The organism is Mycolicibacter minnesotensis (assembly GCF_010731755.1).
Lineage (GTDB): Bacteria > Actinomycetota > Actinomycetes > Mycobacteriales > Mycobacteriaceae > Mycobacterium > Mycobacterium minnesotense.
Map to the genome: position 1 here is coordinate 180144 of NZ_AP022589.1, position 11776 is coordinate 191919.

The 11776-nt window shown below is 67.0% G+C and carries 16 protein-coding genes; 6 read left to right on the plus strand and 10 right to left on the minus strand.

Features of this window, described 5'->3' with window-relative positions:
• Window positions 1-13 precede the first annotated feature (13 nt).
• The gene (locus G6N09_RS00905) at window positions 14-244 is read left to right on the plus strand and encodes an Rv1893 family protein (RefSeq protein ID WP_083027418.1); all 231 of its coding nucleotides are present in this window, start codon (window positions 14-16) and stop codon (window positions 242-244) included.
• Between the two features lie 9 nt (window positions 245-253).
• On the opposite strand, the gene recX is transcribed toward G6N09_RS00905, so the two are convergent.
• From recX to G6N09_RS00920, 3 genes are all read right to left on the minus strand, one after another.
• Window positions 254-790 (minus strand): recombination regulator RecX, encoded by a 537-nt coding sequence (gene recX / locus G6N09_RS00910; protein WP_083027420.1) that lies wholly within the window; start codon window positions 788-790, stop codon window positions 254-256.
• Entirely contained in the window at window positions 759-1811 is a 1053-nt protein-coding gene (recA, locus tag G6N09_RS00915) for a recombinase RecA (RefSeq protein ID WP_179959889.1), read from the minus strand. The genes recX and recA overlap by 32 nt, the downstream gene beginning before the upstream one ends.
• Before the next feature lie 198 nt (window positions 1812-2009).
• The gene (locus tag G6N09_RS00920; protein ID WP_083027425.1) at window positions 2010-3236 is read right to left on the minus strand and encodes an oxygenase MpaB family protein; all 1227 of its coding nucleotides are present in this window, start codon (window positions 3234-3236) and stop codon (window positions 2010-2012) included.
• 71 nt (window positions 3237-3307) lie between these two features.
• Between G6N09_RS00920 and G6N09_RS00925 the strand changes: the two genes are divergently transcribed.
• A complete protein-coding gene (locus G6N09_RS00925) occupies window positions 3308-3958 on the plus strand; it encodes a TetR/AcrR family transcriptional regulator (RefSeq protein WP_083027428.1) in 651 nt (216 codons plus the stop codon).
• On the opposite strand, the gene G6N09_RS00930 is transcribed toward G6N09_RS00925, so the two are convergent.
• Together G6N09_RS00930 and G6N09_RS00935 are read right to left on the minus strand one after the other, a co-directional pair.
• Complete coding sequence (locus G6N09_RS00930) at window positions 3949-4143, minus strand: DUF3046 domain-containing protein (protein ID WP_083027430.1); 195 nt, start codon at window positions 4141-4143, stop codon at window positions 3949-3951. The two genes, G6N09_RS00925 and G6N09_RS00930, sit on opposite strands and share 10 nt — an antisense overlap.
• 9 nt (window positions 4144-4152) lie before the next feature.
• A complete protein-coding gene (locus G6N09_RS00935; protein ID WP_083027432.1) occupies window positions 4153-5325 on the minus strand; it encodes a glycosyltransferase in 1173 nt (390 codons plus the stop codon).
• A gap of 42 nt (window positions 5326-5367) precedes the next feature.
• Here G6N09_RS00935 and G6N09_RS00940 point away from each other — a divergent pair, with 42 nt between their 5' ends.
• Window positions 5368-5814 carry a limonene-1,2-epoxide hydrolase family protein gene (locus G6N09_RS00940; protein WP_083027478.1) on the plus strand — a complete coding sequence of 149 codons (447 nt, stop codon included), beginning with the start codon at window positions 5368-5370 and terminating at the stop codon, window positions 5812-5814.
• 10 nt (window positions 5815-5824) lie between these two features.
• Window positions 5825-6247, plus strand: a complete 423-nt coding sequence (locus G6N09_RS00945) for a DUF5313 domain-containing protein (protein ID WP_083027479.1) — start codon at window positions 5825-5827, stop codon at window positions 6245-6247.
• Here G6N09_RS00945 and pspM read toward each other — a convergent pair.
• The 4 genes from pspM to pgsA all read right to left on the minus strand — a co-directional run bounded on the left by pspM (window position 6244) and on the right by pgsA (window position 9175).
• Window positions 6244-7080 carry a phage shock envelope stress response protein PspM gene (gene pspM, locus G6N09_RS00950; RefSeq protein ID WP_083027435.1) on the minus strand — a complete coding sequence of 279 codons (837 nt, stop codon included), beginning with the start codon at window positions 7078-7080 and terminating at the stop codon, window positions 6244-6246. The two genes, G6N09_RS00945 and pspM, sit on opposite strands and share 4 nt — an antisense overlap.
• A gap of 4 nt (window positions 7081-7084) precedes the next feature.
• On the minus strand, window positions 7085-7909 hold the full coding sequence (pspA, locus tag G6N09_RS00955) for a phage shock protein PspA (protein ID WP_083027437.1): 825 nt from the start codon (window positions 7907-7909) through the stop codon (window positions 7085-7087).
• Between the two features lie 105 nt (window positions 7910-8014).
• Entirely contained in the window at window positions 8015-8356 is a 342-nt protein-coding gene (gene clgR / locus G6N09_RS00960; RefSeq protein ID WP_083027439.1) for a transcriptional regulator ClgR, read from the minus strand.
• A 222-nt stretch (window positions 8357-8578) separates the two neighbouring features.
• Entirely contained in the window at window positions 8579-9175 is a 597-nt protein-coding gene (gene pgsA, locus G6N09_RS00965) for a CDP-diacylglycerol--glycerol-3-phosphate 3-phosphatidyltransferase (protein ID WP_083027441.1), read from the minus strand.
• 31 nt (window positions 9176-9206) lie between these two features.
• On the opposite strand from pgsA, the gene G6N09_RS00970 reads away from it, so the two are divergent.
• Window positions 9207-9755 carry an amino-acid N-acetyltransferase gene (locus tag G6N09_RS00970; RefSeq protein ID WP_109558998.1) on the plus strand — a complete coding sequence of 183 codons (549 nt, stop codon included), beginning with the start codon at window positions 9207-9209 and terminating at the stop codon, window positions 9753-9755.
• Here the strand turns inward: G6N09_RS00970 and G6N09_RS00975 are convergent.
• On the minus strand, window positions 9752-10261 hold the full coding sequence (locus G6N09_RS00975; RefSeq protein ID WP_046191087.1) for a DUF421 domain-containing protein: 510 nt from the start codon (window positions 10259-10261) through the stop codon (window positions 9752-9754). The two genes, G6N09_RS00970 and G6N09_RS00975, sit on opposite strands and share 4 nt — an antisense overlap.
• Window positions 10262-10443: 182 nt before the next feature.
• Here G6N09_RS00975 and G6N09_RS00980 point away from each other — a divergent pair, with 182 nt between their 5' ends.
• Window positions 10444-11772, plus strand: a complete 1329-nt coding sequence (locus tag G6N09_RS00980) for a wax ester/triacylglycerol synthase family O-acyltransferase (RefSeq protein WP_234807092.1) — start codon at window positions 10444-10446, stop codon at window positions 11770-11772.
• Window positions 11773-11776: the final 4 nt, after the last annotated feature.

The window sequence follows — 11776 nt, forward strand, 5'->3', positions numbered from 1 at the left end:
ACAGGAGATCCCCATGGCCATCACCCCCAAGGACGCATTCAACGCCGCACGCGACATCGCCGCACACGCCGTCGAGAAGGCCTCTGACATCGTCGAGGACGCCAGCGACATCATCCGCGGAGACGTCTCCGGTGGCGTCAGTGCGATCGTTCAGGACTCGATGGAGATCGCCACACATGCCGTCGAACGGACCAAGGAAGTCTTCACCAGCAAGGACGAGGACGCGGAGACGGAAGGGGCCTGAACAGCGCAGTCACACCCGGCGGCGCTCCCGCTCGGCGGCTAGTTCAGTGCTGACCACGTCGTAGGACATTGACGAGCCGTAGCCGCGTCGGGCGAGCATCGCCACCAGCCGCCGGGTGATCTTGACGTCGTCGTCACCGAGCGTCTCCCGGCGGAGCTTGGCCTGAACCAACTGCTCGGCACGGTCCCGCTCAGCCCCGGCGTCGATACCCTCCAACGCCCCGGCAATCACGTCCTCGTCGACGCCCTTGGTGCGCAGTTCGGCGGCCAATGCCTTGCGTCCCTTGCCGGCGTGCTCGCGACGGGATCGCACCCACTGTTCGGCAAAATCGGCGTCATCGATCAATCCGGCGACGGCCAGCCGGCCCAGCACCCGATCACTGACCTCGCCGGAGTAGCCCCGTTTGGCCAACTGTCCAGCAAGCTCCGCCCGAGTACGCGCCCGTGCGGTGAGCAGGCGAAGGCACAGTGACTTCGCCTGCTCCTCACGTTTGGCCGGATCTGCCTCGACCTGCTCAGAAGTCGACAGGGGCGGGCAGGACGTCATCGGCCAGCTCATCGGTCAGCACGGCGCCGATACCGAGCTTTTCCTTGATCTTCTTCTCGATCTCGTTGGCCACGTCAACGTTGGTCAGCAAATAGTTGCGGGCGTTCTCCTTGCCCTGCCCCAGCTGTTCACCGTCGTAGGTGAACCAGGAGCCGGACTTGCGGATGAAGCCCTGGTCCACGCCCATGTCGATCAGCGAGCCCTCACGGCTGATTCCGCGGCCGTACAGGATGTCGAACTCGGCCTGCTTGAACGGCGGCGACACCTTGTTCTTCACCACTTTGACCCGGGTGCGGTTACCGACCGCATCGGTGCCGTCCTTGAGGGTCTCGATCCGCCGAACGTCCAGGCGTACCGAGGAGTAGAACTTCAAAGCCTTACCACCCGTGGTGGTTTCGGGGCTGCCGAACATCACCCCGATCTTCTCCCGCAGCTGGTTGATGAAGATGGCGGTGGTACCCGAATTGTTCAGCGCACCGGTCATCTTCCGTAGCGCCTGGCTCATCAACCGGGCCTGCAGGCCGACGTGACTGTCGCCCATCTCGCCCTCGATCTCCGCGCGCGGCACCAGGGCGGCCACCGAGTCGATGACCAGGATGTCCAGCGCGCCGGAGCGGATCAGGGTGTCGGCGATCTCCAGCGCCTGTTCCCCGGTGTCAGGCTGGGACACCAGCAGCGAGTCGGTGTCCACACCAAGCTTCTTGGCGTAGTCCGGGTCCAGCGCGTGCTCGGCGTCGATGAACGCCGCGATCCCGCCGGCAGCCTGAGCGTTGGCCACTGCGTGCAGCGCCACGGTGGTCTTACCGGAGGACTCTGGGCCATAGATCTCGACGACCCGGCCCCGGGGCAGGCCACCGATGCCCAGCGCCACATCCAGGGCGATCGAGCCGGTCGGGATGACCGAGATCGGCTGACGCACCTCGTCACCGAGGCGCATCACCGAGCCTTTGCCGAAGTTCTTGTCGATCTGGGCCATCGCCAGTTCGAGTGCCTTTTCGCGGTCGGGCGCTTGCGCCATGATGCCTCTCCTGTGGTTCGGTGTTCGGTTGACCGGTTCTCGGTCGGTTGGCCGTGACGCTAGCGACGGGGTCCGACAGACTCCGTCAGGCCGAACGAACTACCCCCACAGTAGGCGAACGAATGTTCGAATCAAATCAGCCACGCGGCGTGTCGCGCGTGGCCGATTTCTCCGCGCGGCTGCGCTCGTGCCGGCGGTCCGCTAGGCCACCTGCATGACGTGGGCGGAAGCCCCGATGGTGGTGTCCCCGGCGCCCATCATGGTGCGCATGAACGCCTCTTGCTCGCGACGTCCCCGCCGCGCCGCGCGGTCCTGCCCACCGGGCAGCGTCAGCGCCGCGGCGCTGCGAACCAGGTTCAGCGGGATCCGCACCAGCGGGTACCACGGTAGGACGAAGGCCGGCAGACCCAGCTTTCGCATCGTGCGTGGTCCCAGAAAGCTCCCGGTCAATGACAGATGTTGGGAACGCGCGATCCGACGTCGGAGGCCGGCCAGGACTGAGTAGTGCCATTCCATCGGATCGTCGGCCATCGGTCCTGCCAGCTGTTTGGTGGTCTCGTCGGGCGCCGACAGCGCACCAAGGGTCTGGTAGAGGATGCGGATACCGTCTCGGAAACTGTCGGGCAGCCAGTCGTCGCGGACCCCCATCAGCCAGCCGACATAGCGCGTCAGATGAGCGATGTCTTCCAGCTCCGCCGGGGACATCACGATCCCCAGCGCCAGCCCGCCCGCCGGTGGCGCGATCAATGCTCCCACCAGGGTGGCCGCCATATCGGTCTGATTGACCGGCAAGCCCCATTCGTCACTGCGCCAGTCCGGCAAAGCGGCTACATGGCGTCGGACGAACTCATGGATCAGCCGGACTCGGATGGTGGCCTGATATCCGACGCCGAGCGGCTCCAGGCCACCCTCGGCGCTGACATCCAGGGCCCACTGCAGGGTTTCGGCGAAGCGCTTGTTCGATCCCTTCTCCAGTACCCCGGTGCGCAGCAGAGTCTTGTTGAACGAGGAGAACTGGTAGCCACCGAGGAACGACACATCCCGGGCGAGATAGGTGCCGTCGGAACCGCCGCGACGCAGGGCTCGTTGACCTCGTCGCACCCGCGCCATGTCGACCCAGCCCGGGATCGGTTCGAACTCGCCGAAGAACTCTCGCAGCGGCGCCGGAGCATCCGGCACGCCGTCCAGGCCGTGAGTCAGTATCTGGTTGAACGTCAACCGTGCCTCACCGGCCCCGGTGCTCGACATCCACTCGACCAGCCTCGCCATCGGCTCGTCTCCGACGGTCAGGTCCTCACCGATCTTGCGCCACCGCTGTGGGGTGGGCTTGGGGATCGCCAACGCCGTCGCCAGAACCCGAATACTGGCCGGAACAGCTCCGGGACCAGCCGGGTGACGGGCGGGGACAGTCCGTGCGGGCGCGTTCATCGGGCAGCCTCCAGCGCAACTTTGGATAACATACGTATTCCGAATCTACGGTCGCCAGTAAGCTGATGTCAATGAAACGCCCTGAGGTGGTGCGGGACTACGGCGGGATCAGCGCGGTCGACCGCCGCGCAGAGCGCCGCGGCAAGCTGCTGGCCGCAGGCCGCCAGATCTGGGGCGAATCGGGCATCGGTGACGTCACGGTTCGCGGCGTGTGTGCAGCGGCGGGCCTCACCCCGCGCTACTTCTACGAGCAGTTCCCCACTCGCGACGCACTGCTGTTCGCGGTCTCCGACGACGTCCGGGACCAACTGCTTGAAGCGATGGTCACCGCCGGAATCGGCGATCCAGGCACACTCGCGGACAAACTCCGTTCCGCTCTGACGGCCTTTCTCGACCTCATCGCCGCCGATCCCTGCATCCACCGCATCGCGACCAGCGACCTGTCGGCGATTCCGGGACTCAACGAGCACCGCGCGGGCATTCTCGACATGATCACCGACGCGATCGTCGAACACGCGCCCGGCGTGCTCGAAGGTCAGGTGCTGGCACAGGCGGAATTGCGCCGCGGGGCGCTGTTCATCGTCGGCGGCGTGAACCAGATCATCGAGACGTGGCTGGCCAACCCGGTCGAGACCACCACCGAACTGGCCGCCATCTGCTCAGACCTGTCCGTGGCGCTGGTCCGCAGCATCGTGGCGCACAGCGATCAACCTCACCACTGATCGCGGGGCACGTCGAAGTCGGTGCACAGTGCCCACCACACGTCCCGCGGTTCCACACCGGCTTCGATGGCTTGCGCCGCAGTGCGCCCGCCCACGGCGGCCAGCACATGGTCCGCCAGCACCGTGGCGCCGTAGGCGGCACCGAAACGCATCGTGACCCGTTCGCGGAATTCGGTCAGACGCACACCGCCAACCTACCCAGTGCCCGACAGCGCTTCGTGGCACACCCGTACCGGATCGGCCACATCGACGGCCGTACCTGCAGCCCGCCGCGCGGCCTGACGGTAGCTCGGCGTCGCCAAGACGTCTCCCACCGCCTCAGCCAACGCAGGCCCGCTCAACGGCCGGATCAGCCGACCACTGCCCTGGCGCACCACCCGGTTGGCGAGTTCCCACTGATCACCGCCACCGGGCACCACCACCAGCGGCACCCCGCCCAGCAGCGTTTTGGCCAGCATGCCGTGTCCCCCGCCGCAGACGACGACGTCGGCGTGGGTCAGCAGTTCATCCTGTCGTCCCAACCCGGCGACGGCCCAGGGCGGCAGTGCCAGGGCCGGGCCACCGAGACGTGACACCGCCAGCCGAGTTCCAGCGGGCAGCCCGCTACCGGGCACCAGGTGCTCCACGGCGATTTCGGCTAGACCTGCGGCTCCGGTCGATGCGGTAGACGGCGCCACCACCACCAGCGGGCCATCGCCCGGCGGTAGGGGCAGCACCTGCTCAGTGGGCTCGAAATGCAACGGCCCCACCACAACGGACTCGGCCGGCCAGTCGGGCCGGGGCACCTCGAGTGCCGGCAGTGTCGCGATCAACCGCCGCAGTGGTCCCGGGTCGTCACCGGGCAGGCCGATACCCACTCGTGCCTCGGCACGCTGACGCAGGCCGCCACGCACCGACCGTGCCGTCAGCGACCGCATCAGCATGTCCCGCAGCCGACCGCCCACCCCGGTCCCCGGTGCCAGCCCACTGCCGATCGGCGGCAGTCCCTTCGACGGCAGGTACAGCGGGTGCGGGCTGAGCTCGACCCACCCGATGCCGAGCAGCTCCGCCGCCATTCCCCCGCAGGCGGTAATGACGTCGGAGACCACCAGATCCGGCGCCAGCGCCCGCAACTGATCGCGGTTCTCCACCGCCATCCGCGCCGCGCGGTGATGCAGCTTGGCCCCGTCGTCCGCGTCGTCGTCAGCGTCGGTGGGATCAAGACCGAGCAGCTCCGCGGCGTCGACTCCGGCTGCACGCGCAGCGTCCAGCCACCGCACTCCGGTCAGCAATGTCGGCGAGTCACCGGCCGCCGCGAAGCGCTTGCACAGCGCGATCGCCGGGAACGCGTGACCGGGATCAGGGCCGGCTACCACCACCACTCGCATCGGCCTACCGTGCCACAGCCCCGCAGGCTTAGGGTGGCAGGCATGACCGAACCGAGCGGGCCGCAGAGCACCGTTGAGGCTGCCGAGATCATCCGCATCGTGGAGACATTCCTTGAGGCCCTCCGCGACGAGGACCTCGAGACCGCGTCGGCCCTCCTCGCTGAGGATGTCGTGTATCAGAACGTCGGGCTGCCCACGATCTACGGCCGCAGCGCCACCATCGGAGTGTTCCGGCGGTTGGCGGGCCGAGGGACGTTCGACGTGCGGACCCATCGCATCGCCGCCGACGGCCCGTCCGTGCTCACCGAGCGCACCGACGCGCTGACATTCGGACCCCTGCGGCTGCAGTTCTGGGTGTGCGGAGTCTTCGAGGTGCACCATGGCCGTATCACGTTGTGGCGCGACTACTTCGACTTCTTCGATATGTTCAAGGCGACGCTGCGAGCGGTGGCGGCAACCGTGTTCCCGGCGCTGCGATCCACGTTCTAAAGTGACCGCTGTGCGTCAAAGTCCCAAGCCCGCGCGCCCAAGCCCGATCCAATACCTTCGGTACTGCTACGGACGACCGTTGCCCCCCGAGCTGTTGGACTGGGTCCGCAACGACCTGGCCGGTCCGGGTGCCACCATCCGGATGATCCTGCGCGCTGCCGTGCCGACAACGCTGGTCCTGATCCCGTTCTGGCTGTTCCCGGCCGACTTCATGACGCGGTTCAGCATGACGTTTCCGATCTGGTTCATGGTGATTCTGTTCGCCCACGCGCTCAACAAGGTGTGGCGCACGCACATGTTGCGGGTGCACGGCCTGAACCCGGAGCTTGCCAACGCACGCAAACGCGAACGCGATGCTCACATTCACCGGTCCTACGTGGAACGCTTCGGTCCCCGGCCGGAATCGGTCGATCAGCGCAGCGACGACATCTAGACGACCCTGGGCAATTCGGCCAGTTCGTCGAAGGCCTGCGCCCAGCCCAGCATGCGGTCGGTGGCGCCGGCCAGCTCCTCGCGGTAGCGCCGCTGGGACATCGGGGAATTCGTCGGCTCTGCCGCGGAAGCCGTCGAGCCGTCGTTGGCCGAGGCCACCAGCTGGGCTGCGGCGGTAACCATCTCGTTGTACTGGCGGACACCGGCGCTGAGCTGTGCGGTGAACGCGTTGATCGTGGGCACCAGGTACTGACGCGACTGGGTGCTGTGCTGCACGGCGCGCTCCATGGACACCACCTCGGCCGCGGTGGCGGCCATGGTCGATGCGGCGCGGTTGACCGCGGCGGTCAGTTCGGTGATCTCATCGGCGGGCAGCAGCCTGCCCCGCTCGAGCACGCCCAGCAACGAGATCATTCCACGCTCGGAGGCGCCCAGCGCGTACATCGCCGGCCGGGCCGCCGAGCCCGGCGGCGGTAGCCGACGGGCGGCGGGTGCGCGCACTGCGGGCAGCGGAGCCGCCCGCAGCCAGCGATACCGCAGCAACAACAGCGTCGCCGGGGCGGCCGCCCCGGCAGCGACCAGCCCGGTGATCAGCAACACCCACACCGGGGTGGCCCACGACGCGAGCACGGCCGTGACCAGCGTCCAGAATCCGCACGAGACGCTGAAGAACAACCCCAGCCGCAGCGCCCAGCGCCGTTTGCGGAGCATCCTGGCCCGGGGGTCGGCGATCGCTCCCAGTTTATCGGCGAGGACGTCGGCGGCCTCGCTGGCACGGTCCACCGCGCGCTGCAGCAGCGGGTGACGAGTGGTCCCTCCGAGCGTCGCGGCCACGTGACTACCGTCCCAGCGGATTCTCGGGGCTGGGATGGGCGCCCGACTGCGGCGTTGCCGGAGTGGCCTGGCCGGGGGCCGTCGCTGCCCCACCCGCGGGTAGCGATTCGCCCCTCATGGACGCCCGAATCTGTTCCAGCCGCGAATGGCCGGCCATCTGGATACCGGCCTGCTCGACCTCGATCATGCGGCCCTGCACCGATCCCTGCGCCAACTCGGCAGCGCCGATCGCGTTGGCATAACGCCGCTCGATCTTGTCGCGCACCTCGTCGAGGCTCGGAGTGGTTCCGGGAGCGGCGATCTCACTCATAGACCTGAGCGAAGCACTGACCTGCTCCTGCATCTTGGCCTGCTCGAGCTGACTGAGCAGCTTGGTGCGCTCGGCGATCTTCTGCTGCAGCACCATGGCGTTCTGCTCGACGGCCTTCTTGGCCTGCATGGCCGCGGACAGCGCCTGGTCATGCAAGGCCTTGAGGTCTTCGACGCTCTGCTCGGCGGTGACCAGCTGCGCGGCGAACGCCTCCGCGGCGTTGGTGTACTCGGTAGCCTTCGCGGCGTCCCCGGCCGCGACGGCCTGGTCGGCGAGAGTCAGGGCCTGACGCACATTGACCTGAAGCTTCTCGATGTCGGCCAGCTGCCGGTTCAGCCGCATCTCCAACTGCCGCTGGTTACCGATCACCTGCGCGGCCTGCTGAGTCAGCGCCTGGTGCTGGCGCTGCGCCTCTTCGATAGCCTGCTGGATCTGCACCTTGGGATCGGCGTGCTCGTCGATCTTCGAGTTGAACAGCGCCATCAAGTACTTCCACGCCTTGACGAACGGGTTGGCCATCAGTCAGCTCCGTCTGCTTGTTTCCAGTGTTGTCGCGCTATCCCTGCTACCGCTGATCAATTTATCGGGTCGGCGGTGCTCGGGTGGGTGTTCAGGCCGGGCGCGTCACGCCGAGGCCGCCGATGCCAGGGTCCGAATGGGCGGAATCACCACCTTGGTGCCGGCATCGATACGGCTCACTCCGGAGTGCAGCACCGCCGGCTGGGCTCGCTCGGCCCGCGCCAGCCTCGTCCCGGCGTCGAAGAGCACCGTGGACAACGGGATCTCCAGCGCCGCGCAGATCGCGTTCAACAGCTCGCTGGACGCTTCTTTGCGGCCCCGCTCCACCTCCGAGAGGTAGCCGAGACTGACCCGCGCCGAGTCTGACACTTCACGCAGCGTGCGGCCCTGTGCCGTCCGCGCCTGACGCAGCACCTCGCCGACCGACTCCCGCAGCAATGTCGTCATCGTGCTCTCCCCCTCACGGGTCACCCTTGGATACCGACAGTCACCAAGGTCAACGCACGCAACGCCCCTCCGGGTTCCCGAAGGCGGGATGCACTTTCGGCGGCCCCACTTCGGCTCTCCTACGTCGAACCTCGTGAACCGCCGGGATGCACTTTCGGCGGCCCCACTTCGGCTCTCCTACGTCGAACCTCGTGAACCGCCGGGATGCACTTCCGGCGGGTATCAGCTTGTGCGCGGTCCGCCGCGCAGGTCGGCGACGGCCGACACGACGTAATCGACGCCGGTCAGCACGGTCAGGACCACCGCAGCGGCCATCACGGTCCACGCCGTCACCAGCCACGGGCCTTCCAGCGGCAAGATGAGCAAACCGATTCCGACGGCCTGCACCAGGGTCTTGAGTTTTCCGCCACGGCTGGCCGGGATGACGCCACGGTGCAGCACCGCGAATCGCAACAGGGTGATCCCGATCTCACGAACCAGGATGACCACCGTCACCCACCACCACAGGTCGCCCAGCATGGACAATCCGATCAGCGCCGCGCCGATCAGCGCCTTGTCCGCGATCGGATCCGCCAGCGTGCCGAACTCGGTCACCATGCCGTAGTTGCGAGCCAGTGTTCCGTCGAGTCGATCGGTGACGATCGCGACCGCGAAGATGACGAAGGCCGCAATCCGGGTCTTCGGATCATGGCCGTGTTCGGCGAACAACGCCACCAAGAAGACCGGAACCAGCGCCAGCCGCATAACGGTGAGCGCGTTGGCGATATTGACCACCGGGACGTGCGTCACCACTGGATTGGTTTGAGGCTGCCCCGACACGGCAGTCAGAATATCTGTTACCCAGCCCGAAATGAGAAACCGATACTGTGCAGCTGTGAATGCTGCGGCGGATCAACCGGTGGGACAGCCCCAGGTGCGGCGCGCTCGCACCTCGGACGTGCCGGCGATCAAGCGGCTTGTGGACATCTACGCCGGCAAGATTCTGCTGGAAAAGAACCTGGTCACGCTGTATGAGGCAGTCCAGGAGTTCTGGGTCGCCACCGACGCCGAACAGCAGGTGGTGGGTTGCGGGGCACTGCATGTGTTGTGGTCAGACCTCGGCGAGGTGCGCACCATCGCCGTCGACCCGGCCGCGACCGGTCGCGGTGTCGGTCATGCGATCGTCGACCGCTTGTTGCAGGTTGCCCGCGAGCTCGAGTTGCAGCGGCTGTTCGTGCTGACCTTCGAGACCGAGTTCTTTGCACGGCACGGCTTCACCGAGATCGACGGCACGCCGGTGACCCCGGAGGTGTATGAGGAGATGCAACGGTCCTACGACGTCGGAGTGGCCGAATTCCTGGACCTGAGCTACGTCAAGCCCAACACCTTGGGCAACACCCGGATGCTGCTGATCCTTTAGTCGATGACCATGTCGCGGACCCGGCGGGGCGCACCGATGAGAAAACTGAACTGCCCATCGGATTCCATCCGGCCTTCACGCACCACGGAAAGGTCAGCGATCCCCTGTTTACGGGCCTGCTCGCGAACCTGTTCCTCGGTGATCATCTCCTTACGCATGTTGGCGTAAAGGAATGCACCCTCATAGATCACCAGCAGCGGCCCAGGTCGCAGGATCCTCGCCACCCCAGGCCAGCGGTGCGCCATCCAATTCAGCAAATAGGACCAGCCGATGATCACCCCGACAAGCAGAATGCCGTCGCTGATGGATCGGTAACCGCCCGACATGCCGTTCTGTGCCGCATCGGCGATCAGCACCACCACGATGAGATCGGTGATCCCATTGGTGCCCGCCTCACGCTTCAACACCACCCGCAGCAGCGCGTAGATCGCGATGTAGATGACGGTTCCGCGGATGAAGATCTCCGATGGCGGTGTATCGAAAGAGAAAAGTCGCGCCCACTCCACGTGGCGAGATTACGCGCCTGAACGCCAGCGGAAAACCGCTGGTGTCCGCTCCGTGTCCGGTCCGTGTCCAGGGCGTGGCTGGCAGGTGCCGCGGTCGGCCGCCCAGAGGACTTCCGGCCCTGCCGCGGACGCGCCGAACCAGCGATAGTGGTACTGACAGTTGCAGACAACTGGAGGTAGCCGTGGCCGAGTACCTGACCCCCTTGGACGCCGGCTTTCTGGGCGTCGAGGACGCCGACCACAACGTCAGCATGGCTACCGGAACGCTCGCGATCCTCGATGGCCCGGTTCCTGAGTTCGCCGCCGTGCAGCGGACCCTGGCCGATCGTCTCCAAGGTTGTCCCCGCTTCGGGCAGCGACTGGTCCGACACGCCTTGGACCTGAGCGCACCCGAATGGGTCGACGATCCCGGCTTCGACATCGCCCAACACGTCGGCCGGATCGCGGTGCCGGCCCCCGGCGGCGACGGCGAACTACACGGGGTGGTCGCCGACGTGATGTCCTGGCGGCTGGACCGCAACCGTCCGCTGTGGGAGATCTGGGTGATCAGCGGGCTGCGCGGCGACCGCTGGGCCCTGCTGATGAAAGTTCATCACTGCGTCGCCAGCAGCACCGCGACCGCGCACCTGCTGACCGGGTTGTCCGACAGCGGCGTCGCCCCTGGCACAGCACACCCCGCTGCCGCACCGCATGACGGGCAGGAACCGCACGCCCGGCCGCTACTGGACCTCAACCCGGTGCACTGGATGTACAACCTTCGCGGCGTATTGGAGCTGGCGAGCGGGTTGCTGGCGCCGGTCACCTCGTCGCTCAACGGTCCGATCACCAGCAGGCGCCGCTACAGCGCGGCACGGTTGCCACTCGACGACATTCAGCAGATCTGCCGAGCATTCGACGTGACCGTCAACGATGTGGTGCTGTCCGCCCTGACCGAGAGCTATCGGGACTTCATGATCCGTCGCGGCCAAGTCCCCCAACCCGATTCGTTGCGCACTCTGGTCCCGGAGTCGGCCACGTCCACCGTGCTGATGCCGCGTCTGCCGATCGAGGAGTCGAACCCGGTGCAGCGCTTGCTGGCCGTGCGTTCCCGGCTGGCTCAGACCAAGGACGGTGGGCAGTGGTATGCCGGACGCGCCGTGATGTCGGCGGCCGGCCTGCTGCCGGTCGCGTGGTCGGCGGCGGCCGCCCGGTTACTGGGAGGGCTCCGCCAGCGAGGTGTGGTGGCGCTCGCCACCACTGTCCCGGGGCCGGCGGAGTCGTTGGAGATCATGGGGTGCACCGTCGAGGGCGTGTTCCCGGTGCCGCCGATCGCGTTGCAGCTTCGCACCGGCGTGTCGGTGCTGAGCTACGCCGGGGAGTTGTTCATCGGGGTGCTGGCCGACTACGAGTTCGCCGCGGTCGACGAGCTCGCCCGGGGACTAGAGGCTGCGGTGGCGCGGCTGGTGGCACGCAGCAAACGACGCAAGCCGCTGCGCGACTGGCACGGGCTGGCGCTGGTGCACAGTGCGTAACCCG

Bases quoted from the DNA above. Each gene is read 5' to 3' on its own strand.
- G6N09_RS00940 (WP_083027478.1), top strand. From the start codon at position 5,368: ATGACCGAACCGAGCGGGCCGCAGAGCACCGTTGAGGCTGCCGAGATC.
- G6N09_RS00935 (WP_083027432.1), bottom strand. From the start codon at position 5,325: ATGCGAGTGGTGGTGGTAGCCGGCCCTGATCCCGGTCACGCGTTCCCG.
- G6N09_RS00905 (WP_083027418.1), top strand. From the start codon at position 14: ATGGCCATCACCCCCAAGGACGCATTCAACGCCGCACGCGACATCGCC.
- G6N09_RS00970 (WP_109558998.1), top strand. From the start codon at position 9,207: ATGAGAAACCGATACTGTGCAGCTGTGAATGCTGCGGCGGATCAACCG.
- recX (WP_083027420.1), bottom strand. From the start codon at position 790: ATGACGTCCTGCCCGCCCCTGTCGACTTCTGAGCAGGTCGAGGCAGAT.
- G6N09_RS00925 (WP_083027428.1), top strand. From the start codon at position 3,308: ATGAAACGCCCTGAGGTGGTGCGGGACTACGGCGGGATCAGCGCGGTC.
- G6N09_RS00920 (WP_083027425.1), bottom strand. From the start codon at position 3,236: ATGAACGCGCCCGCACGGACTGTCCCCGCCCGTCACCCGGCTGGTCCC.
- pspA (WP_083027437.1), bottom strand. From the start codon at position 7,909: ATGGCCAACCCGTTCGTCAAGGCGTGGAAGTACTTGATGGCGCTGTTC.
- clgR (WP_083027439.1), bottom strand. From the start codon at position 8,356: ATGACGACATTGCTGCGGGAGTCGGTCGGCGAGGTGCTGCGTCAGGCG.